Source organism: Flavobacterium sp. LC2016-01 (assembly GCF_009711135.1).
Taxonomy (GTDB): domain Bacteria; phylum Bacteroidota; class Bacteroidia; order Flavobacteriales; family Flavobacteriaceae; genus Flavobacterium.
In genome coordinates this window covers 380,541-405,958 of the sequence record NZ_WMIC01000004.1, presented here as the reverse complement: position 1 = coordinate 405,958, position 25,418 = coordinate 380,541, and the positions used below count along the sequence as shown (strand labels likewise).

General features: G+C 34.2%; 14 protein-coding genes. 7 read left to right on the top strand and 7 right to left on the bottom strand.

What is annotated here, in order from left to right; genetic code table 11:
• Positions 1-66 precede the first annotated feature (66 nt).
• From GKZ88_RS10970 to GKZ88_RS10945, 6 genes are all read right to left on the bottom strand, one after another.
• On the bottom strand, positions 67-2,715 hold the full coding sequence (locus GKZ88_RS10970) for a beta-1,3-glucanase family protein (protein ID WP_230392502.1): 2,649 nt from the start codon (positions 2,713-2,715) through the stop codon (positions 67-69).
• A 114-nt stretch (positions 2,716-2,829) separates the two neighbouring features.
• Positions 2,830-6,786: a family 16 glycosylhydrolase gene (locus tag GKZ88_RS10965; protein ID WP_155102418.1), complete on the bottom strand. Its 3,957-nt coding sequence runs from the start codon at positions 6,784-6,786 to the stop codon at positions 2,830-2,832.
• A gap of 424 nt (positions 6,787-7,210) precedes the next feature.
• On the bottom strand, positions 7,211-10,138 hold the full coding sequence (locus tag GKZ88_RS10960; protein WP_155102417.1) for a triple tyrosine motif-containing protein: 2,928 nt from the start codon (positions 10,136-10,138) through the stop codon (positions 7,211-7,213).
• 305 nt (positions 10,139-10,443) lie between these two features.
• Positions 10,444-11,094, bottom strand: a complete 651-nt coding sequence (locus GKZ88_RS10955; protein WP_230392501.1) for an HAD family hydrolase — start codon at positions 11,092-11,094, stop codon at positions 10,444-10,446.
• Between the two features lie 76 nt (positions 11,095-11,170).
• A complete protein-coding gene (locus GKZ88_RS10950) occupies positions 11,171-11,635 on the bottom strand; it encodes an NUDIX domain-containing protein (protein WP_155102416.1) in 465 nt (154 codons plus the stop codon).
• A 47-nt stretch (positions 11,636-11,682) separates the two neighbouring features.
• Entirely contained in the window at positions 11,683-12,603 is a 921-nt protein-coding gene (locus tag GKZ88_RS10945) for a nuclear transport factor 2 family protein (protein ID WP_155102415.1), read from the bottom strand.
• Positions 12,604-12,934: 331 nt separating this feature from the next.
• On the opposite strand from GKZ88_RS10945, the gene GKZ88_RS10940 reads away from it, so the two are divergent.
• Positions 12,935-14,104 carry a DUF4861 family protein gene (locus tag GKZ88_RS10940; RefSeq protein WP_347343868.1) on the top strand — a complete coding sequence of 390 codons (1,170 nt, stop codon included), beginning with the start codon at positions 12,935-12,937 and terminating at the stop codon, positions 14,102-14,104.
• A gap of 123 nt (positions 14,105-14,227) precedes the next feature.
• Here GKZ88_RS10940 and GKZ88_RS10935 read toward each other — a convergent pair whose 3' ends face one another.
• A complete protein-coding gene (locus tag GKZ88_RS10935; RefSeq protein WP_347343870.1) occupies positions 14,228-15,235 on the bottom strand; it encodes a LacI family DNA-binding transcriptional regulator in 1,008 nt (335 codons plus the stop codon).
• A gap of 467 nt (positions 15,236-15,702) precedes the next feature.
• Between GKZ88_RS10935 and GKZ88_RS10930 the strand changes: the two genes are divergently transcribed.
• The 6 genes from GKZ88_RS10930 (at position 15,703) to GKZ88_RS10905 (ending at position 24,919) form a co-directional block, all read left to right on the top strand.
• Positions 15,703-16,152, top strand: coding sequence for a YhcH/YjgK/YiaL family protein (locus GKZ88_RS10930; protein WP_155102414.1), 450 nt, complete (start codon positions 15,703-15,705; stop codon positions 16,150-16,152).
• A 2-nt stretch (positions 16,153-16,154) separates the two neighbouring features.
• On the top strand, positions 16,155-16,820 hold the full coding sequence (locus GKZ88_RS10925; protein ID WP_155102413.1) for a bifunctional 4-hydroxy-2-oxoglutarate aldolase/2-dehydro-3-deoxy-phosphogluconate aldolase: 666 nt from the start codon (positions 16,155-16,157) through the stop codon (positions 16,818-16,820).
• A gap of 8 nt (positions 16,821-16,828) precedes the next feature.
• On the top strand, positions 16,829-17,641 hold the full coding sequence (locus GKZ88_RS10920) for an SDR family oxidoreductase (protein WP_155102412.1): 813 nt from the start codon (positions 16,829-16,831) through the stop codon (positions 17,639-17,641).
• Between the two features lie 123 nt (positions 17,642-17,764).
• Positions 17,765-18,949, top strand: coding sequence for a mannonate dehydratase (gene uxuA, locus GKZ88_RS10915; RefSeq protein WP_155102411.1), 1,185 nt, complete (start codon positions 17,765-17,767; stop codon positions 18,947-18,949).
• A gap of 140 nt (positions 18,950-19,089) precedes the next feature.
• Entirely contained in the window at positions 19,090-20,679 is a 1,590-nt protein-coding gene (locus GKZ88_RS10910) for a right-handed parallel beta-helix repeat-containing protein (protein WP_230392500.1), read from the top strand.
• Between the two features lie 130 nt (positions 20,680-20,809).
• Positions 20,810-24,919 (top strand): two-component regulator propeller domain-containing protein, encoded by a 4,110-nt coding sequence (locus GKZ88_RS10905; protein WP_155102409.1) that lies wholly within the window; start codon positions 20,810-20,812, stop codon positions 24,917-24,919.
• The last annotated feature ends 499 nt before the right edge of the window (positions 24,920-25,418 follow it).

Sequence of the window (25,418 nt, the reverse complement as noted above, 5' to 3'; positions counted from 1 at the left end):
TTTCGTAGAACTAACACTACCTAATTATTATCTAAAAATCTAAAGCCAGAAATCAGGTTTTTAAAACTATTTCTTTATGAAACGTTTGATCGTTTGTTTTCCATCTTTTTCAAAAACAATAAAATAGATTCCTTGTCTCAAATGCGAAACATCAAAACTATTATTATTGATTTTTTGAGATGCAACAGTAGATCCCGTTTGTGAATCGACAATTTTTACACTTCCGCCAGAAAGATCTGTAGTTACATAAAGTGTATTTTCAACTGGACTTGGATAAACATTTAAAACTGTTTCTACTGGAGCTTCTTCTGGAGCTTTCGCTAAAGCAGTTTTTGCTGCTGAACCTGTTTTTGTAATTTTTATCCAGTTGATGTTCATTCCGGTATTCTGAATGTAGATTCCGAAATTATAGGTTCCAGCATTTACATTTACCGTTTGAGAAACTGTCTGCCAGTTTTGCCATCCGCCTGTGTTTGGAATATCAACATTTCCTAAAAGAATTGCTCCAGCGTTTAAATCAGAAGATAATCTTCCGCCAGTCACTGCACTTGCCACTCTGTATTCAATTAAATAGGAACCTGTTGTTGGAAAATTGATGCTGTTATATGCTAACCAATCGCCAGTTTCTGTGTAACCAACATTTGAACCTCCGCCAGTATCTGTTGTTGCTTCAACCTGGATTCCACTCATTGCTGAGTAATCTTCTGCCTGAATTAAAACTGAAGTTTGAGAACTTGTAGCTGGAATTAATTTCCATTGTCCGCAAGTTTGGTTGTTGTTGTCCCATTGCTGAATAATGGCTCCTGAAGCTGTACTTGCTCCGGCAACCTCAACAATTCTTCCGCTGTGACGGGCTACAATTTTATAATATCCATCTCCAGTTGAAACTAAAATAAATTGTTGATTTGTAGTTGCATTGTATGGATATTGCTCTAAACGTGCTCCATTTGCTTTATTGAAATTGTTGATATCTAAAGATTGTCCGCTATGATTAGCGATGATTTTATACAATCCGTCACCTAAATGTGTAAACACAAATTTTTGGTTGTTTCCAGAATTCAATGCTCCTTGATTGATTCCCGCAGCATTTGCCATACTTGAATTCCAAACATCCATGTATAAACCGCTGTTTCTGTTTTGTAAAAAGAAAGTCTGGTTTCCTAAAGTTGTAGTTCCGTTTGCAATAACTCTTATCGAACTTACTTTATCATTCCAAGTTGTATTTAAACATGAATTATCCGAATTTATTACGGTTGAAGCTCCGGTAAAATTATCATCTTGATATAAAATCGCCTGATAACCCTGAGTGATTTTAAGTGATGAAATATCATCATTTAAAACACCTAAAGTATTTAAACGAGCTAAATTGTAATCTCCAATAGTTAATCCGCCTGAAAAACCTGTGTAGTTGCAATCTTTATAAACTGTAATAACATCTGTCGAAGCCGGAACTGTAGGAACTGTTCCTGCGTAACCTCCAAAAGAAGCAATAACTTTAGTAGGCTGTGGCGAATGAAGCGATGGCGACTGATCAGCAACATCATCATAAGCAAAACCATAAGCCAGATTATCAACATTTATCCCTGGTAAATGCCAGAATTTAGAATAATGATTTGTTGGATTTACCTGATAATATTTTGAAGCGTCGTACCAGTTTTGCTGTCCAGGATTTGTTGTTGTAACATTTACAACATGTCGGTTAATTGCCGCTGTTAATTGAGCTTGAATTACAAGATCTAAATCTCCATCGACCAATCTTCTGTCTAAAACACCTTTTCCTTCAAGAGCTTCCTGAGTACTTGGTCTGTATTGAACTCTTCCTGTACGGCCAACAAATCCTCCAGATTGTCCAACCATTTCTAGCTGTTCGCCAATAACTCTTCCTTTAAAAACTCCGGCATCTCCGGCATAAAATATTAAATCTTCGTTTTTGTATTTGTTCCAAATCGCGTCGATATACGATTTTAAGTAATTTTCGTATGGTCCTCCTTGTGCATAAGCTGGCGTTTTAGACGGCGCTGTAATTTCTCCTGTTGCATCGTTTACACAACCTTGAAATTCTGCCGGAACATTCGCTTTAAAAGCAGCAACGATATCAGCATGTTTTTTTAAATCTCCAACTCTTTTTTGGTAACCGTTTGCTCCAAATAATTCCAATCCCATTGGATATTTATATGAATCTACGCGTGTTGGATTTCCGAAGAAACCATATTGATTGTTAGTCAATTCGATCATTTCATATAAAATTCCCTGATTCGGATCGGTTGCGTTTTGCGGATTTGGCGAAGCATAACCCGATGGAGCGCCGTTTGCACCAAAAAAGTAAAAATACAACTGCGAACCTTTAGAAATAAAAACTCTACAACCTGCAATTAAAGGCAGTGTAAAAGTTTTATTTGGAATGTCACTTAGTTTAGTAAAACAAGCCGCATATTTTGAATTTTGTCCAGGTCCAGTATTTCCGCCAATTGTTGGTCCGGTAACAGTATTGTAAGACGAACTCATTGGTAAAACTTGACTCGTTTTAGCATCTACCCAAACATGGTCTCCGGTTGTATAATTTATTCCCACAATTGCAACATATAATTCATTGTCATTAAATGTAGAATTATTACTAATTGTAAAAGGAATAGCACCTTGTCCGTACATTAAAACAGATAGGAATGTCAGCATTACTGCTAAAAAAAACTTCTTTTGTAACTTAAAATTTCTCATTGTTTAGATTTTTGATTAATAAAAATTTGTTTCTAATTAGTAAGAATGAGAAAATAAAAATGTGTAAAAATTGGGTGTAACTATTTAGGATCATCACACCCAATTTGTTTTTAATTATTTCTTAATTAGCTTTTTAGTCCAACTTTTTTGATCTGATTTGAAATTCAGAATATAAATTCCTTCTCTCAGTCGGCTCAAATCAATTACACTTTCATTAGCTTCTTTTTCAGGTTTATTCTGAAGAATCAATGTTCCTGAATTGTCATAAATCGTGATGATTTTATTATCTAATTTTTCAGGAATTGCAACTTGAATATAGTCGCTTGCCGGATTTGGATAAATTGCAAAAACAACATTTTCCGGCGCACTTTCTTCAACTGTAACATTCGCTTTTTTAGCCGCAGATGCTGATCCGTAAGCTTCAATTTCATACAATGAATATCCGTAAGGAGCCAAAGCTTTTGATGTACACAAAATTCTAAGGTATCTACCAGTCCCGCTTATAGTTAAATCATCAGTTCCTCCGTCGCTGGCTGTTTGTGTATTGATAGTTTCATTTTCTGTGAAAACATTATCTGTAGAAAGCTGTACTTTGTATTGTGTTGCATAAGCTGCTTCCCATTTTAAAACCACGCGGTTCAAGTTATAATTACTTCCTAAATCAACATAAATCCATTCTGTAGCATTTGCAAAAGAACTCGCCCATCTTGAAACTGTTCCGTCTCCATCAGTTGCTTTACTCGCTGATAAAGTTGGATTTTCCTCAGTCGAAGCCGTTGCGGTTTTAGCTAAAGCTAAATTCACATTAGGATTTGGCGTAATATTTCGAACAATAACATCGCTGAAAACTCCTGTTCCTAAAGTTCCGTTTGCGTGAGACGTAACTGCCATTCCAACATAAATGGTGTTTGCCATTGTAATTGTTTTTGGAGTTCCAAGCTGTGTCCACGTTGTTCCATTATCAGAAGTGTAAGACGTAAATACATTTCCAGAACGTACTACGCGAACCCATTTTGGTGCAGTTCCCGCAGCAACATCGGCTACAGTTACTCCCGAAGTAGTATCTCGTGATAAAAACTCAACTCCCGCCGCTGGTGCCACATCGGTCATCGCATGTTTGGAAGTTGGTGTAAGCGTTTCACGAAACATAACACCCCCTTTGGCGTAAGTATTTGTATTAGTTAGCGAATTAACTTTGGCAATAATTTCAGCATCACCCGTAATGGATTGATTTACAAATTGAAATTGATCACTTGTTTCCCAAATATCAGTTCCAGAACCTTTTATTGTGAAAGTTCCGCTAGAATGTGTCGCTTCTCCCGCTGGTGTTACCGCACCTAAATCTGTACTAACCCATGGCGAAGGTAATCCTGCCGGAGTTTCTGTAGAAACTAAATTTAAAGCTCTCAGATTATCAAAATAATAGGTGTTTCCAGAATTTGTTCCCGGCTCGTATAAGAAAACAAAACGGTTTACTTCATTATCAGCTGTTGAAGCATCTGGCGTACTTACATACGTAAAAGTTACGGTATGCCAAGTATTCGTCTGTTTTACAACTCCTTGATAAATACTATGTCTTCCAACAGGATAGTTTGACGGAACCGAAGCACTGCTTTCTGCCTGCCATGAAATAATTGATCCAACCGGAGCTGATGTATAAACATCCATGGCGAATTTTTTAGTTCCCGCTTTAAAATCTCCAATATTCGTTAAAGTGGTATTGAAAGAGAAATTATCATACAATTCTGTTGATTTACGAACGTATCTTCCAACATTTGAAGATGTATTAATTCCCGTTGCGCTTGGATTTGCTACGTTTGCCGTATAAGTTCCGATAGCATCTCTAAATGTAATATTGTGAACCGTTTGATAATCTTCATAAACAACTCCAGGTGTATAAGTATCTGGAAGTTTGGTTGCTCCAATTCTGATGTTATCAATATAATACGTATCGCTTGTATAAGAACCGGAGTTAAACAAAAGAACCATTTGGTTAATTGCCAGGTTTGAAGTTCCGGCATCTGGACTTGAATTGTAGTAGAATGTCAGCGTTTCCCATTGATTTTGTTTCGTTGTAATCGCTACATAATTACTATTTCTTCCCGTTGGATAATTTGCCGGAAGCGAAGTCGCGCTGTTCTCAAAATTCATGCTAACAACCGTTCCAACTGGAGCCGTTGTATAAACATCAATCATGATTTTATTGGTTTGGTTTTTGAATAAACCAGCATCCTCAATCGAAGTTTGTGTATTAAAGAAAAGTACATCGTACTGTTCCGTTACATTTCGAACGTATCTCGCCACATTTGCAGACGAGTTAACAGAATTTGATCCCGGATTTGCCACAACAGTATAAGTTCCAGTTGTAGTTCCTTTTATAATTTTATTGATGCCGTCGTAGTTCTGCAATACATCTGTGGCAACAATTGGTTTTTCCGGAGTAGCTCTTGTCAACAAATTATCAAAATAATAAGTTGCTCCCGAATTTGAATTCGATTCAAAAAGTACAGCCACATTATTGATCGTCAAAGCACTTGTGTTTGGATCAATAATTTTTTCAAATTCAAATTCAATTGTTTCCCATTTATTCTGAACTGTTGTAGTCGCTTTGTAACCACTATGTCTTCCTGATGGATAATTAGTTGCTGTTGTAACATTACTATTTTCTAACTGCATCGAAATTTTTGTTCCAACTGGTGCCGACGTATACAAATCAAAAGAGATTCTTTTTCTTCCTGACACATAATCATTTGCATTGCTGATTACGATATTTTTGATATTGAAAACATCATATAATTCAGAAGAATTACGAACATATCTTCCAACCAAAGCTGAAGTATTAATTCCAGTTGCAGATGGATTTGCAATGGCTTCTGTTAAAACTCCTGTTTTATTTCCGTAAACAACATTTCTGTTCGTCTGAAAATCTTCCTGAATTTTCTCTACCGGAATTGCAGTTTCAGTCGCTACAGCCAATTTATAAGTATTTGCAGTACAGCCAGAAGTTGTTGCCGTTACCGAGACATCACCGCCTGTAGTTCCCCAATTTACTGTTACAGCATTTGTTCCCTGTCCTGCTGTAATTGTCGCTCCCGAAGGAACAGTCCAGTTGTACGTTGCGCCAGCAATAGCATTTATAGAATACGTTTTACCTGTTTCGTTTTGATACACTTTTGCATCACCAGCAACAGCATATTTATAACTTCCGTCATAAACACGAACGTAATCTACTTGTAATTTAGCCGGGAAATCTCCAGGAATTGGCGCAACACCCGCACCATTCACACTTGTATAAGGCGTTCCTGCACTACCTACAGCAAGATTTAAAATGATATAAAACTGACTATCATTAAATGGCCATCCGCCGTTTACAGTAGTATTTGGAGTTGCGGTGTGAAATAAAACATCATCAACATACCATTTTATAAAATTTGGTCCCCATTCTACTGCATAAACGTGAAAGTCTGTAGATAAATCTGTTGGCGAACTGTAGCTTCTTCCTGTAAAATGATATCCATTTCCGTCATAATGAATCGTTCCGTCTACAGATTGTGGGTTTCTGTGTTTGGCTTCCATAATATCAATTTCACCTGTATAAGGCCAGTTTCCGTTAACGGGAAGCATCCAGAATGCCGGCCATGCGCCTTGACCGTTTGATAATTTCATACGAGCTTCGACTCTACCGTATTTAAGAGAATACTTTCCTTCTGTAGTTAATTTTGAAGAAGCATAAGGCTGATCTGGAAATGATCCGTTTGGCTGGTATTTAGCCTCAATGTTTAAGTAACTGTTTGTTCCTTCTTTTACAATTGTGGCCTGATTTGGATCGTAACGCTGCGCCTCAGCATTTCCGAATCCGCAAAGCGAAGGACAACCGTTTCCTGAAATACTCTGCCATTTGGTTAGATCGACAGTAGTACCGTTAAATTCATCAGACCAAACCAATGTTTTACATTGCGCTTGAACTTTTAAGAATGGCAAAAGCACAAATATGGCTATGGCCAGAAATTGTTTAAAATAATAGAAATTATCTTTCGGTGGTCGGCCGAAAAAAGAGTCATTTTGTTTCATTTTTTTAGTTTTTTGTTAGTAAAGCTTATTACCATAATAAAAACCCATTTTGCAACAAACAGGTCATTATCTTAATAATAATCCGACAATATTAACAAATAAATCAGGCAGGACTTACATTTTTGAGTACGGTTTGACTACGGTGATTTAAAAAAAATGAAGCAAAAAGGCGTAAAACTACTTAGGATTTTACTTACGGGATAAAAATCCATTTTTTAGAAGTCATTCTTAATCTTAAAAGCTGCAAAAGATTTTAAAGGTGTGAAAAATTTTAAACACATAGAGACATAGGTTTTCTTTTTGCTTCATAATGGAGATTATAAAAAAAAGCTCGCTTTCACACATAGCTATGTGTATTTTAACTAGTGAAACGCCTTTTCTGTAGACAAAGTAAAACTATGTTCCTATGTGTTTAAATAATTTTCTAAAAATTTAGAATGAATTCGGTGATATTTGCATCCGAAGGAAGCTGTAATTTTTTTCGAATTCTGTATCGGGTATCTTCAACACCGCGAACAGAAATTCCTAAAAGTGGGGCAATTTCTTTTGTATTAAAGTTCATTCGCAGATAAGCACACAATCGCATATCGCGAGGAGTCAGTTCCGGATAAGTTGTTTTCATTCTCTGCATAAAATTATCATGGAGCTGATTGAAGATTTCTTCAAATTCGTTCCAGTGTTTGTCACCCTGCAATTCGTGATCGATTAGTTTGTTTATTTTTGTCAATAAATTAAAGTTCACATTTGGATCGTTTTTCTTATCCATTTGCCCAATTAATTCTTTTATCGAAAGCAAAATTTCATTTAAATGAATAAGATTCACGGTATTTGAAGCTACTTTGGCATTTTTCAGATTGATCGTTGTTTCGAGATTTTCCCGAACAATCGTCATATTTTCCTGTTCCAAATTCAATCTCTGTTCGTTAAGTTCAGCACGGGCGCGCAATAATTCTTTTTCCTGATTCAGAATTAACCGCTGACGATCACGCTCAGCCATAAATTTTTGATATTTAATAACCAAATAAATGACAACACAATAAAGTACAAAATACAAGATATAAGCCCAAATTGTTCTGTACCAAGGCGGTAAAACTTCAAAACGAAAAACCGTTTCTTCACTTACCACATCATATATGTTTTTTGCCCTTACGTGAAAAACATATTCTTTTTCAGGTAAGTTTGTATATTCTTTCTCGGTTTGCAGACTATATTCCGACCATTTCGGTTCAAAACCTTCCAGCCAGTATTCGTATTTTGTTGCATCGGCTTCATCGTAAAAAAGTGATGAAAAAGAAAAATGCAATGCATTATTAGAATGCGATAAAATAGGTGAGATTTTTTCTCCTGCTTCTTTTGTTTTATTCGGAAGCACATCATAACGGCTTGAAAATATCAAACTATCTTTTGGAAAAATACATTTCACTTCTGAAATTACCGCTTTATATTTCGTTTTGTATTTCTTGGTTTTTATGGCGTTATAATGAATTAAACCATCTTGTGTTCCAAAAAATACATCACCACTCGTTGTCGCTTGAATATTCTCAAAACCTGGAACATATGAATAACGAAGTTTTCTAAAAGGCAGTTCTTCAATTTCAAAACTTCCGTTTGGCTTTTTTGTCATTTTCCCGGTATTTTCTCCAGAAACATACCATATATTAGTTTGATTATCAGTCTTTAATAATCGAATATGATTTTCCATTCCCAGATATTTCCTAAAAACTGGTTCTGGAATCATTTTCTTCGAATGAGCATCTTGTTTGTAAACCCCTTTTGTAGTTCCAAAAAGAATCTGATTATGAATTTTAAACGTATTCAAAAACAAACTCGACGGGAAACCATTCTTTTGATTGTAAAATTCAACTTTTGAAACCGCATCAAATGCTTTATTAAACTGAATTTTATAGATTCCTTTGTATCCGTGGGCGATCCAGAAATTGCCGTTTTTATCCGTTTCAATGACTCGGCTGCTTTCTTCAAAACCTTTTATTTTATTTTGATAAACCCACGAATTATTTATTTTTTTTAGAAGATACATTCCGTTATAACCGCCAACAAGCAATAAATCAGGGTGATTAGGAACTAAAATTCCTTTCCACGCACCATCAACTTTTGCCAGTAATTTTGCTGAATTACCGGAAACTTCAAAGATTCCATTTTTTTCAAAAGCCAAAAGCGAATTTCCAAAAACACTAATATTCCAAACATTTTCAGACATTCCGGAAACGTGTTGAAAGTTCGCATTTTCGTGTTTTCCGTTTTTATAAGACTGCCAATCCATCCAAAATAAACCGTTATCTGTCGCGATATATAATTTATTCTGATAAATCTGACTGCAGTAAATTTTGGTTTCTGAATTTGAAGTGTCTAAAACTCTGGACAATGGCGAAGCAATCTGAATCAGTGAAATTCCTTCCTTAAGCGTAACCCACAAATTACCTTCTTTATCAACCTTTAAATTGGTTACATAATCGTTTTGTAAACCCATTTGTTTATTGATATGCTGAATCAAACGTCCCGAACCATCTATGACTATCAACCCGGTTTGTCGGGTTCCAATTCCGAAATATCCATCAGAAAGCTGAATACCTGTAGAAATTTGATTTTGCTTCAAAACATTGTCTGCTTCTGTTGCAAATGGCTTTAGCTGATTATCTTTAAAAGTAAAAAGTCCATTTTTTTGTGTCAGTATTAAAAGTCCGTTTTTGGTTTGAAAGATTTTCTTAATTTTCATTCCGGCAAACTTCTCTCCATTTGTAACCGGAATTAATTTATTGTCTGTTAATTTCAATAAACCTTTGGTATTATGCGAAATATAGATTTCTTTATTAACTTCGAAGAAATCATCAAATTTTTCTTTAGACTTTAAAACCTGGATTTTATTGTTATTGTAGATAAAAATTTCTTCATAAGAGAAAAAAACAACTTCATTATTTCGGATAACCGTATGTATAACATCACCAAAATTCCGAGCTGATTCCGGAAGCAATTTTACTAAAGATGTATATTGATACTGTCCGTTTGGCAATTGAATCGCATAACCAAAATCTCCCTGAGCACCAACATACATTTTATCTTTTTTATCGATGGCAAGCGAGCGAACCATACTCCTATTTTCCGGTTGTGTAACGATGCTCCAACGAACGCCGTCAAACTGCATAATCCCGAAATGATTGGCAAAAAACATCATTCCTTTAGAATCCTGCAAAACATCCCAGTTTTCAGAACCAGCTTTGTAAGTTTTCGGATTATAATTAATTATAAAAGGAACACCAATTTTTTTAATCTGCGCATTTAAAACTGGAGAAATGAGCAATATTGATAAAATTAAAATTCTTACAAATTTCGTCATTTTTATTTCTGTCTGTAGGTTATTTTGTGATTTTTGGAATCACAATTTAAAAAAAACGGCTCTTTGGGATAAGTCATTTTTTCTTTAGGCAAAACATTCAATCTTAAATGTATTAATAACAATTATTCATCATTATCAAACTAAAAAAGAGAATGTCGAAATTCAAATATATAAAAATTTATTTTAATGCAACAAATTACACTTTAATCAAACAATTTTGTAATTGTAAGATAAAATTTAAACTCTAATATTAGGAGTCAAGTCGAGGAAAAGTCTTGCAAAATCTCAAACTTGAATTCTAAAATCTAAAATTTTAGCAACTCACTCAACTCTTCATAACTATGAAAAAGAACTGCTCCTTCTTTTTCTAAATCTTGATTATTAAAACCATTCGCAAAACCGTACACTTTAAATCCGCCTTGAATTCCGGCTTTTACGCCTGCTTTGCTGTCTTCTAGAACAATACAGTCTTTTACATCAAAACCCATTTCTTTGGCGGCGTGCAAAAAAATTCCTGGTTCTGGTTTCCAGCTATTTATTTGATAGGAACTAAATATTTTATTTTCGAATTTATCCAATAAACCCGCAACTTCAAGATTCAGTCTTATTTTTTCAACCGGACCGCTGGAAGCTACGCAATACGGAATTTTCAATTTTTCAATAAAATCAACAACGCCATCCATTGGCTTGACCTGAGTTTTAAATGCTTCAAAACTTTTTTGGCGGTATTCGGTTTCAAACGAATCAGGAAGTTTTTGATCAATAGCTTCTTCAATATGCCGGAAACAATCTTTTAAGTTTCGTCCATTGAAATTGCGATAGGCATCTTCAATTTCCATATCAAAACCATGTTCTGATGCCATTTCAAGCAATATTCCATTGCCAATTTTTTCTGTATCAACTAAAACTCCATCGCAATCGAAAATAATACATTTAACCATTTTACTGATTTTCATTTAATTAAAATTTATACTCGCGGAAAAGACAAGTATTGAAATTTACGAAAATTGTCCTGTAAATCAAGAATGTTTTTTAAAGTGAAGCTGAAATTTTGGAAATCATTTGAACAATGAAATCAGATTGTGCGGGATTTATTTTCTTTAAAGCTTCGGCAGTTTGAAACCATTCGCCTTTGTCAACTTCGGGAAAACTTTCTAATTTTCCAGATTTTGGTGGCCATTCCATTTCAAAATCATTGCTTTTTATTAAAGTCTCATCAAGGTCAAATTCTACCGCCCAAGCATGAACAATTTTACCCGATTTAAGTTTTACATATTCCAGTTTTATAAAATCACCATCGACTTCAAAACCGGTTTCTTCTTTAAACTCGCGAATTGCTGCATCAAGGAGATCTTCATCTTCAGTAAATTCACCTTTTGGAATGGACCAGCTTTCTAAATCTTTGTTTTTCCAAAACGGACCGCCTGGATGTACCAAAAAGAAAAAAGTAGTTTTGTCAACGAATTTATACAATAATATTCCAGCGCTCTGTTTCATCTAATTTGTTTTACATAAATATTGTGATTTTTTTTGATATCAACAATTTAATTATGATTTACCATTTGGCGATAGAGCATTAAAATTCCGTTTTCGTCTCTTTTCCAGATATTTGTGCTTTTTCCTGTCACAATAGCTCTTCCCTTTTTATTATCCCACGAAACATCAACATAATAATAACCATATTCGATAACAAAATTATGAAGCGGAATCATTCTGCTAGCTTTTATGGATATCGAATCAATAGAAACTCCATTTGGCTTCTCGTGTTCTACAAAATAAGGCTTGATATTTTCCATACCAATGAACATTGGAGAATCGTAAGTTAGGTAAATAGCATCTTTTGTAAAAAATTCATCTGCATGTTTCTCGCCTTCTCTATTTGTTACAAGTTCGGCAATACGTTGATTTCGTTTATTGACTTCGTTTTCTAAAAATTTTTCAATTTGTGGTTTTGGAATCTCATTAGAATTTGTTTTTATAAATGAAAAATTAGAACCGTCAATTGCTTTATCTGCGCCCCAGATTTCTGATATCAAAGTTAATTTTACATTTTTTTCAATTTTCCAGACATTCAAATATTTTCCATCGTAAATTAATGTTTCACCTTTTTTATTTGCCGAATTAATATTGAAAGTTCCAATTTCAATTGCGTAGTTATCAATCTGTTTAACTTCATAAATAACCTTTTTATAAGCGTTTATTTTAAAATTAGAAAACCATTGCTGATAATAGGATTTTATATCTTGTTTAGTATATAAAGCTTTGTGATATTCGGGCATGCATACAGGTTGTTTATCATCATAGTATTTGATAATAATACTGCTGTCATTACGCAAAAAAGAATCTTCAAACTGATTATTTATTACTATGAGTTTTTCTTTTAATTGTTCCGTATTTTTAATGATTTGTCCTTGTAGATTCACAAAAACTGAAAACAATATTATTAATAAATATCTCTTTTTCATGCTTTTACAATATTAAAATGGATTGTTAAAAGTAGAAAAAGAAATTTAAAAAACTGCAAATCAATTCATTAAACAATGTTAGAGATATAGTACATTGGTTTATTTCTCAAACTTTTTACCTCGTACCATTTTACTGAATTAACTTTGAAATAACATTCTTCATACTTTTGAATTAAAATATCTGGTTCTAAAGTTTTGACATTCATTTTGAAAAACTCATTTCCTGGTTTCTGTACACAATTACCCCAATTCCGTATTTACAGTTGTTTTAGAATTTGTACTTTTATAAAATACTATCAAACTAATTTCCTAAAAAATTAAATTACAAATTGTGAAAAAGCATCTTTTACTAACTACTCTTTTGGCAAGCACTTTTGCCATGCATTCTCAAAACAAAACCATTACAATTACCAATTCGCTTAAAGTTGATCGAGAATTTGAAACAGTCGAATTAACTAAAAAAATACTTGGATTATCTGCCGATGCTAAACTTGAAAATTACACTATAAAGGATAAAAGCTCCAATTCATTTCTAGAAACCCAGACAGTCGATAATGACGGAGACGGAACTATGGACGTACTTTTATTTCAGCCAAAAATAAAAGCGAAGTCAAAACAGAATTTTGAAGTTTTAACAGGAACGAATCCGAATGCATCGCAAGTTGCAAACTGTTATTCTAGATTTGTACCAGAAAGAATAGATGATTATGCATGGGAAAACAACAAAGTTGCTTTTAGAGCGTATGGTCCTGTAGCACAAAAAATGGTCGAAGATAAAGTTTCTGGAGGTGCTTTAACGAGCGGAATCGATGCGTGGTTAAAAAGAGTTGAATATCCAATTATCAACAAATGGTACGATAAAATGACTACAGGAAAAGGAACGTACCATAAAGATACTGGCGAAGGTTTAGATAATTTTCAGGTAGGCGACAGCCGTGGAATTGGCGGAATTGCCGTAAATGTGGATGGAAAATATTATTTTTCGAAGAATTTCATCAGCTGGAAAACCATTACGACAGGACCAATCAGAACGAGTTTTATTTTGACTTATGCCGACTGGGATGCAAAAGGAAACAAAATCACCGAATCAAAATTGATCAGTCTGGATTACGGAAGCTATCTTTCGCGCTATGAAACAACAATTACCGGAACTAAAAATATTGCCGTTGGACTGACACTTCACGAGAAAAAAGGAACTACCGGAACTAATTTAAAAAACGGCTGGCTGAGTTATTGGGAACCAATTGACGATTCTGAAATTGGAATGGGCTTAGTTGCTCCAAAAAACACCCTGACAAGCTTTGATAATCACGTTACAAACGAAAAAGAATTAAGCAATTTGTATGGAAATATCTCAGTTAAAAACGGAAAAGCAATTTATTACACTGGTTTTGGATGGAAAAAAGGAAGTCCGTTTCAAACTAAACAAGAATGGGAAACTTATTTGACTTCTTTTGCTGAGAAAATTAATAATCCGCTTGTTGTTAAGGTGAAAAAATAAGGTTTTTGCCCACGGATTTTACGGATTTAAACTGGTTTGCACGGATTTTATTATTCTTTTTGATTGATAAAAAATAACCTGTGGCAATCTATTTAAATCCGTAAAATCCCCGGGCAAAACTCACTACTTTTTCGAAGGCAAATAGTTCTCTTTCAATATAATTTCTAAAGGAATATAATGAACATCTTCAACGGTTTCTTTTAGTACTAATTTTTTGTACAAATAATTAATTCCCATATACCCCTGCTCTTCGGGTCTTTGATTGATCAAAAAATCAATTATGCCTTTGTTTAGATATTCAATGTTTTCATTTAATAAATCGAAACCGATAATTCGCACACCTTTTATATTATTTTCTTCTAAAAATCGAGCCACTATATAAGCCCTTGAATTGGGAACAAAAACACTGTTAATGCCTTTAAACATTTCTAAACACAGCTGATCAATCCCAGAATCTTTAATGGTAATTTCAGAAAATTTAAAATTGGTAAGTTCATCATGATCTTTAAAATACGAATAGAATCCGTCAATTCGCTGCAGATAAACTGATGTGCTTTCGATTTCACGTGTTATTTTAAAAATCAAAACCTGTCTTTCATTTTTTACCGCAAAACTTATCAGTCTTCCAGCCAGATAACCGCTCTGAAAAGCATCCTGACCAACGTATGCATGTTTATTTTCTTCAGAAATATTAGAATCGATCATTACAACTGGAATATTTTTCTTCTCATATTCCGCTAAAAACCGAACCGAATCTTCATAAAAAATTGGCGCAAAAAGCAATCCATCGCAGTCAAATTCCATTACTTTTTTTAGCTCTTTCTGAAAAGATTCTTTATTAAAATCGTAGAAAAAATAATCCAGTACAATTCCGAATTTCACAAATTCAGCCGCTGCTTTTTCTACCCCAGAAATCTGGCTTTTCCAATATTCAAGATTTTCATATTTGGGTAAAAAAACCGCTATATGAAATTTCTTATTTAACGCCAGATTGCTCGCTAAAATATTTCGTTTGTAACCATATTCTTCAATAATGGCATTTACCTTATCTACATTTTCTTGAGCAACTTGTCCTCGATTGTGAATGATCCTATCAACCGTTCCAGGCGAGACATTTGCTAGCGCTGCTATTTTTTTTATCGTTATGATATCGCTGTTTTTTAAGTTAAAAAAATTTATTAGCCTCGTAAAATTATTATTATTTTCATCAAATATAAGTTGATTTACTTAACTTTTTATATACATTTGTAAAATACCGTGTGCGTACACGCAAAAATACATAAATGATAAAAACAAAAGCTGTTTCTTGTGTTTTTTTTGGTTTAATTGTTTAAAAAATCAGAAATCAATTAATTTAAATTAAAACTATTAATTATTTGATATTCAGATTCTTTTGCCATTTTATTAAAAGTAAAGATTTAAATACAATGAAACCTTAATAAATACTGTTTCAACTGTTTAAAGAAACTGTAAAACCAAACATAGCCGTTAGCATGACACAAATACACTAAAACACTAAAACACTAAAAACCAATAAATTAAAACATTTTATCTAAATAAACAATTAAACAAAAAACGTCTCAAATAAACCAAATAAAATGATAGTAGACTCATTACATAATGCAGCAAAATATTACAGTCTGCACCCCAATTTCAAAAAGGCTTTTGATTATGTAAGCCAAACCGACATCAGTAAACTTGAAGAAGGAGTCTTGGAAATTTCAGAAGGACTAAAGCTAATTGTAATTGCAGGAGAAGGAACAACAAAAGAACAAAGCATTAAAGGTTTTGAATGCCACGATAAAAACATTGACATTCAAATTGTACTTAATGGTCCTGAAACTTATGCATGGAAACCAAGAGAAAAATGCATTAGTCCAAACGGTGATTACAGTGACGAAAAAGACGTTCGTTTTTTTCATGACAAACCCGATATGTTTTTTCAATTACAGGAAAAACAGTTTGCGATTTTATTCCCAGAAGATGTCCACGCTGCTATGATTGGTGAAGGATTGCTAAAAAAACTTGTTTTCAAAGTAAAAATCTAAACATGAGCTCCATTCAAAATTCAATAGAAATTATTGCGCAGCAGGGAATGCTTCCTTTGTATTTCAATTCAGATGAAAGTGTCAGTATTGAAGTACTTCGTGCTTTATACAATGCAGGAATCAGAGCAGTAGAATATACCAACCGTGGTTCAGAAGCTTTAGTGAATTTCAAGAAAATGGTACAGGTCAGAAATGCCGAAATGCCAGAAATGCTTTTAGGGATTGGAACTATAAAAAATAAATCACAAGCCAAAGACTTTCACGAAATCGGTGCTGATTTTTTTATAAGTCCTGGTTTTGTTCCTGAAGTTGCTGACTTCTTAAAAAGTAAAAACGCGCTTTATGCTCCAGGATGTATGACACCAACAGAAATTATCGCTGCAGAAAATGCTGGTATTTCATTTATCAAGCTTTTTCCGGGAAATATTCTTGGCCCAGAATTCATGAGCAGTATTAAAGATGTTTTTCCGAATTTAACTTTTATGGTAACCGGAGGCGTAGATACCACACATACTAGCATCGAGAGTTGGTTTTCTGCCGGTGTATCTGCTGTTGGACTTGGCAGTAAACTGATAACAAAAAAACGCATGACCGAAGGTGATTATGCGACAATCGAAAATGAAACTAAAAAAGTACTGGACACCATTCAGACTTTAAGAAAACATTAATAATTTATATGGATTCAGTATTTAATTTAAAAGGAAAAATTGCACTTATAACAGGCGGTGCCGGCGTATTAGGAAGCAACTTTGCAAACGTTCTGGCTAAACAGGGCGTAATTGTCGGAATCGTTTCTCAATCACTTGAAAAAGCAGAAAAGACCGTAAAGAATATCGAACAAAATGGCGGACAAGCTTTTGCTGTTCAAGCCAATGTTTTAAATAAAGAAGAAGTAGAAAAAGCCAAAGATTTTATCGTTGACAAATATGGCCGTCTGGATATCTTAATTAATGCTGCGGGCGGAAATATGCCGGGCGCAACAATTCAGCCGGATCAGGCAGTTTATGACATGAAAACGGAGGATTTACAACAGGTTATCGATTTAAATATTATCGGAACAATGTTGCCTTCTCAGGTTTTTTCAGAACTTTTTGCAAAGCAGAAATCAGGAAACATTATCAATATTTCATCAGCATCTGCACAAAGACCGCTGACAAGAGTGGTTGGATATTCGGCTTCAAAAGCGGCAATCGACAATTTCACGCAATGGATGGCGGTTGAACTGGCTTCAAAATACGGCGAGGGAATTCGTGTAAATGCAATTTCACCGGGATTCTTTATTGGTGAACAAAACCGTGCTTTACTGCTTACTCCAGAAGGAAAATTGACGCCAAGAGGCGAGAAAATTATTGGTCAGACTCCAATGGGAAGATTTGGAAAGCCCGAAGATATTGACGGCGCACTTTTATACTTATGCAGCGATATGTCAAAATTCGTAACAGGAACTGTGTTAAAAGTCGATGGCGGTTTTGCTGCTGCAAGCATTTAAAATTCACTAAGCTCTTGCAAGGTTTCCAAAACCTTGTAGGTCTAAAAATATACGTTTACATAAATTAAAAAATACCTACAAGGTTTTGGAAACCTTACAGGAATAAACCAAAAACATATTAAAATGGAACAAACATTACGCTGGTTCGGACCAAATGACCCTGTTTCTTTACAAGATATTGCACAAACGGGAGCAACCGGAATTGTTACCGCTTTACATCACATTCCAAACGGAGAAGTTTGGAGCATTGAAGAAATCATTAAACGAAAAGTCGAAATTGAACATCAAGACGGAGACCCTAAAAAAGGGGCTTCTGGTTTGGTTTGGTCAGTTGTAGAAAGTGTTCCGGTACACGAAGACATTAAAAAACAAACGGGACGATATCTTCAATACATTGAAAATTACAAAGAAAGCATCCGAAATTTAGCATTATGCGGTATAAAATGCATCTGTTATAATTTCATGCCTGTTTTAGATTGGTCTAGAACTGATTTATCCTATACAGTTGAAGACGGTTCAAAAGCGTTGCGTTTTGATATTAATGCTTTTGCTGCTTTTGAATTGTTTATTTTGAAAAGACCGGGAGCAGAAAAAGAATATTCGGCAACACAAATTCAGAAAGCGACAAGTTATTTTGAAGCCATGACTCCAGAAGATAAAGTAAAATTACAGCAAAACATTCTGGCAGGACTTCCGGGCGCTGAAGAAGCTTACACAGTTGAAGATTTCTTAGTAACATTAAGTGCTTACAATCACATTGACAGACAGGCATTAAAAGATAATCTTTTCTTCTTTTTAAAAGAAATTATTCCTGTTGCCGAAAGTAAAGGTGTTTTGATGGCGATTCATCCTGACGATCCGCCCTACCCTATTTTAGGTTTGCCGAGAGTTGTAAGTACCGAAGAAGATTTGATCGAATTAATGAACGCAGCACCTTCAAAATCAAACGGATTTACGATGTGTACAGGTTCTTATGGTGTAAGAGCTGATAATGATTTACCAGGTATCGTTAGACGTCACGGCGATAAAATGAACTTTATTCACTTAAGAAGTACTCAAAGAGATGAAGAAGGAAGTTTCTATGAAGCGAACCATCTTGAAGGCGATGTTGATATGTATGAAGTCGTAAAAGCGATTCTTGAAGTTGAAAAAAGAAACAACAGCAAATTGCCAATGCGTCCCGATCACGGACACCAAATGCTGGATGATTTAAAGAAAAAAACAAATCCGGGTTATTCTGCAATTGGCCGTTTAAGAGGTCTGGCTGAATTGCGAGGACTGGAATTAGGGATTAAGCGATCCGTGTAAAATTTCACCGCAAAATCGCAAAGTACGCAAGAAATTTAAACTTTGCGTTCCTTGCGACTTTGCGGTGAAAAAAACTAACTAACCACAAAAACCACAAAACCATGATTCGCCAAACCTTTCTTATATTCTGCTGCCTTTTTATGAATACTTTACTGGCGCAGGAATTACCTAAAATTATTACTTCAAAAACAAATTATCTTCCCGATTTTAGTTTTGCGGGTTATCACTTCGGCGAAAGCCAACTTCCTGAAACTAATGGAAAAATAATTAACGCTGCAGATTTTGGCGTAAAAGCAAATGATAATTTAGATGATTCTAAAGCGTTACTTAAAGCTTTAAAAGCAGCCAATGCAGTTGATGGAAATGTAATTTTGCAATTGCCCGAAGGCCGAATTATTCTGAGTGATATTTTATACATCGAAAGAAGCAATTTTGTGCTTCGCGGTGCAGGTTCTGGCGAAAACGGAACTGAAATCTACTTTCCAAGGCCGATGATGTATCTTAAAGATCCTGAATCTTTAGCAGAACTTCGTGAATATCTGACCACTTTTGACAAAAGACAGCGCGAAAACGAAAACAATATTGATTTGCCTTTTTCTCAATATGCATGGTCTGGAGGTTTTATTTGGACACAAATTCAGGGTGAGCGTGTAAAATCATATTTGGATAAATACGAACCAGAATCTGCAATTTTAGCGAAAGTCAGTTCTGGAAAAATGGGCGAATTTACAATCAATGTTTCTGAGGTTAAAAATTTAAAAGCTGGAGATATTGTCGAACTGCAATTGTTCAATAAAGACGGTGAAAATGGCGAAATCATAAAAGATTTATATCAAGGTGCTAATGTAAAACCGGGCTCGCATCACTGGCAGTTTCCAAAACTTCCTATTGTGAGGCAACAGGTTGAAATTTTAAAAATTTCAGGTTCTAAAATCACCCTTAAAACGCCTTTGACAATCGCTGTTAAACCAAGTTATCAAGCACAATTGGTTGAATGGAAACACTTAAATGAAGTAGGAATTGAACATCTTCGTTTTACCTTTCCCGATATTCCAAGAGTGGCACATCATGTGGAACCCGGAAATAACGGAATTTTCTTAACTCGTTTGTTCAACAGCTGGGTTAAAGACGTAAAAATTACAAATGCAGACAGCGGTATTTTAGCCGAAGAAGTTTCAAACGTAACTATTCAAGACATCACAACTGACGGAACACATTTGGCACATTATACGGTGACTTTAGGCGGTGTTCATAATGTATTGGTGAAAAATCTGAAAATTTATAATTCGGCAGTTCATCCTTTAAGTTTCAACACTTTTGCGACTAAAAATGTGTATCAAAACTGCGAAATATTTACAGATCCAGTTTTAGACCAGCACTCTGGAGCCAATCATCAAAATTTGTTTGATAATATCACCGTACATCTAAAAACGGCTAAAAATAATAGTTATGCCCTATTTGGAGGCGGAGGCGCAGAATACTGGAAACCGTCTCACGGACCTTTCAGTACTTTTTGGAACTTAAATGTTCAGGTCGAAAACCCTGATTCATCAAAACCGGTTTTATTGTATGGAATGAAAGACGGCGCTTTTGCCAGAATCATTGGTGTGCACGGAAATACAAAATTTGAAATCAAATACGACGTCGATCCCTATATTGAATTTTTGAACACATCAATTGATAAAATTCCATCGCTATATGATTATCAGCTAAGTAAACGATTAAAATAGATACAAAGGTACAGAGTTACAAAGAAACAAAGGTTTCTTTGCACCTTTGAACCTCTGAGTCTTTGTCACTTTGAACCTTTGAACCTTTGCCACTTTGAAACTTTCTAACTTTAACCTAAAAATAAATGCTATGAAATACACGAGCGTCTTTCTAGTTTTACTTTTTATTTCAGGGAATTTGTTTTCCCAAAATAAATACCGTCTTAAAAATTTTTCAACAACTGACGGGCTTTCGCAGAATTCTGTTATTGCCATACATCAGGATAAGTTTGGGCAGATGTGGTTTGGTACGCGCGATGGTCTCAATAAATACGACGGCAGCCGATTTACCATTTTTAGAAATGATGTTGCCAATAAAACATCTATCAGTAATGATATCTTGGCTATTGAAGAAGATAATTCTGGAAAACTATGGATTGGAACTTATAATGGTTTGAATTGTTATGACCCTGTCAGCAATACTTTTAAGCGATATTTAACTGACAAGACGAATCATACCATAAACAGCAATACCATTTGGTGTATAAAGAAAGTTGGAGATGAAATGTGGTTTGGAACTTCAAAAGGGTTATCTGTTTATAACAAAAAAACAGGACAGTTTGCTTCTGCTATTCATTCTGCTACAGACAATACGACGATTCCAAGCAATAATATTCTGAGTATTTTTAAAACTAAAAAAGGTCAGGTTTGGATTGGAACGACAAAAGGATTGTGTGTTTTAACAAGCAGAAAAAACGGAAAATTCTCTTTTAAAAATTATCCATTAAATAATATTGATGTATTAAATGTGTCAGCAATTGCTGAAGACCGCTTCAATAATATCTGGGTTGGGACAAAAAACAAAGGACTTTTAAAATTTGATTCATCAACAAAAAGCTTTGTTTCATTTTTATCTGATGAAAAACGCAAGGAAATCAACAATGAAATCCGTGCTTTGGCTATTGACCGCAAAGGCTCGATCTGGATTGGTGCTTATGACGGGATTTATATTTTAGGAGAAGATAAGAGTATTCAAAAGATCAATAATAACAATAGTTACAGCAATAGCAATCATAACAGCGGGATCGAGAAGGTAAAATCAATTTTCATCGATAAAAACGGTTCTGTTTGGATTGGCTGTTATTATAAAGGCGTAAATATGTGGGATATTTCGAACGTAAATTTCTTCAATTACGATCAGAATTCGAAAAAGATTCCAATGAGTTATGATGTGGTCAGTTCGATTGTAGCCGATAAAAATCAGAACATTTATTTTGGCTCCGAAGGTGGCGGCATCACCGTTTACAATAAAAATACAGAAGCTACGAGCTACCTTAACAACAAAATTGGGCAAACACCTATAAATGATATTAAATCAATGTGCGTTGCAGAGAATAATATTTTGTGGATGGGAACTTTCTCTAAAGGAATTTCGGCTTATAATACGCTGACTAAATCATTTGAAAGCGACAGAATTTCACCTCAATTAAAGGATTCAATAAAAGATGTTGGTGTTTATTCCATCAAAACAGAAGGAAATGGAGTATTGTGGATGGGTACTTTTAGCAAAGGATTAATTCGTTATAATACTGTTTCTAAAGCTTTTCAATTTATTAGAAATGATATTACCAAGGCAAATTCTCTAACCAATAATTATGTTCGAACGGTCCTAGTTGACAAACAAAAAAGACTTTGGGTAGGAACACTGAACGGTCTGAATCTTATTGGACTTCAAAATTTTCAACCTAATAAATACGTTGTAAAACATTTCCTTTTTGATGATGTTGCTTTAACCGGAGATGATATTCTGACATTGTTTCAGGATTCTCATAATAAAATCTGGGTAGGTACAAAAGCAAAAGGATTGCATTATTTTGACGGAAAGAAATTCAACAGAATCAACCTAAAAATTGGAAATACGGTTGTTACATCGATCCATTCTATTTTAGAAGATGATGATAAAAATTTATGGATCAGTACCAATCAGGGAATTATAAAATACAGTACGATCCGAAAAACCGTTGCCAATTATGATCAAAAAGACGGTATTACAAATAATGAGTTTAATGATAATGCGGCTCTAAAACTTGACGGCAATAAATTTTATTTCGGAAGTCCTTCTGGAGCAACTTATTTTGACTCTCGAAAAATTTCCAAAAATCAATACGCTCCTCAGGTTTTAATTACGGATTTGAAAATCCAGAATGAAAGTACAAATCCAAATGATTCGTTAGGCATTTTGGAAAAAAGTATTGGATATACCAAAACCATTACTTTGGATTATGACAAAGCTAATTTCTCGATTAGTTTTGCGATTCCGAATTACATTCGTTCAAAAAAGAATCAGTACAGCTATCGTTTAACCGGACTGGAAAACAACTGGACGATAACCAAAAACAGCGAAGCTAATTTTGCTATTCAAAATCCGGGAACGTACACTTTTGAAGTACGCGGTGCGAATAATGACGGTGTTTGGAACAAAAACCCAACAACCTTAACTGTGATTGTAAATCCTGCTCCATGGCGCAGTATCTGGGCCTTTTTATTGTATGGAATTATAATAGGTTTAGGCTTATACGGTTTAATCTGGATTATGAAATCAAAAGCCAGATTGAAACAAAAATTAGAACTGGAATATCTGGAAACCAAACGTATAGAAGAAAACAACAAACTAAAACTGGACTTTTTTACGAATATTTCGCATGAATTCAGAACGCCACTAACCCTAATTTTAGGTCCATTACAGCAAATTTTAGCGGATTATAATGGTACGAATGAAATGTATAAAAAGCTTCTAGTTATTGAAGGAAGCGCGAACCATCTTTTAGGGCTTATTAACCGCTTAATGGATTTTAGAAAACTTGAAAATCATCAGGTTGCACTTGAATCTGCAAACGGAAATATTGTAAAATTCACAAAAGAAATCTTTTTATCGTTTATTGAATATGCCAAAGATGGCGGTTATGATTATACTTTTGAAACGTCAAACGAAGAAATTCTGATATATTTTGACCGATACAAATTGGAACGTGTTTTTTACAATTTGATCTCGAATGCATTTAGATACACTCCAAAAGGCGGATCAATCAACATTAAAATCAGTAATGACACTGAAAATCTTTTTATTGCTGTTGAAGATTCTGGAGTTGGAATTTCGGAAGAACATATTCATAAAGTTTTTGACTTATTCTTTGAAATTCCAATGCACAATCAAGTTCAGAAAAACTACAATAAAGGCACTGGAATTGGGCTTTCGATAGTAAAAAACATTGTCGAACTGCACAAAGGAAAAATTGATGTTACCAATAAACCTTCAGGCGGCGTTATTTTTAAAGTTGCTTTGCCACTTGGCCGTGAACATCTTTCAGACAGCGAAATTATTCCAGATTTCAGAATAAGTGATGATATTGCGCAATATCAAGCACAATTAGAACCTTCGGAAATAGTGGAAAGCGAAGATCTTGAAGATTTAATTGTAAACGAAGAAAAACAAACCATTCTGATTGTTGAAGATCACAAGATTTTGAGAAAGTTCATGAAAAACTTACTCAAAAAAGATTACAACATTATTGAGGCCGAAAACGGAAAAATTGCTTTTGAAAAAGCGTTAAAATATACGCCGAATTTGATTATCAGCGATGTTATTATGCCTGAAATGGTGGGAACTGAGCTTTGTTCTAAAATAAAACAGAACATCAAAACAAGTCATATTCCGGTTATTTTACTGACTTCAAGATCTTCATTGGTTTATAAATTTGAAGGATTGGAAAGCGGTGCCGATGATTATATCAGTAAACCATTCAATTTAATGGAATTCAAACTTCGCGTTAAAAATTTACTGAATACTCAAGAACGTTTAAAAATCAAGTTTTCAACGGAAGACAGTTTTATTCCTTCAGAAATTACGGTTTCCTCTTTAGATGAAGAACTTTTGAAAAAAGCATTTAAGATTGTTGAAGAAAATATTTCGAACGAACAATTTGATATTCCGTTTTTCTGTTCCGAATTAGGTGTCAGCCGAACCATGCTGTTTTTAAAAATAAAAGCTTGGACAAACTGTACGCCAAATGAATTTATTCATGAAATTAGATTAAAACGTGCCGCTCAATTTTTGGAACAAAACAAATTAACCGTATCGGAAATTAGCTACAAAGTAGGCTTCAATAATCCGAAATATTTCAGTAAATGCTTCCAGAAAAAGTATGGAGAAACGCCAACACAATATGCCGACAAATTTTATAAATCTACTGTCGTAATTTAAAAAACCTACTGTTTTAAGGGTTTAAAAAGGGTATCTGTATTTTTAGATACCCTTTTTTGTATTTCTATATCGTTTTCGGCATCTAAATTTGCCGTATGAAAATCAAAAAAGGAAACTTCTTATTACTTCAAATTTTATTTGTCGTTCTGATAATAGGAATGAGTCTTTTGCTTTTCTATTTTATCTAACACTAACCTTAAAACCAAAAAATGAATGTTAACAAACCAAAAAATCAAATCACATAAATGGTTTTTGCCAATATCATTTTTATTAGCAGTGCTATTTGACCCTGCTAGTTTAAAACTTTGGGCTGATTTTACTCCAGACGAAAATGATTTAAATAGTCATTACCGGGAACTCAACTGGTCATACATCCGGATTTAAAATCAAACCGTTAAGGTTATTAAAACATTATAATTCATTAAATTGCTGGGTGTAAACATTTTAACACATAAAATTACATTTTAAATTTTGGTTAAATAATAAAATAAATGACAAG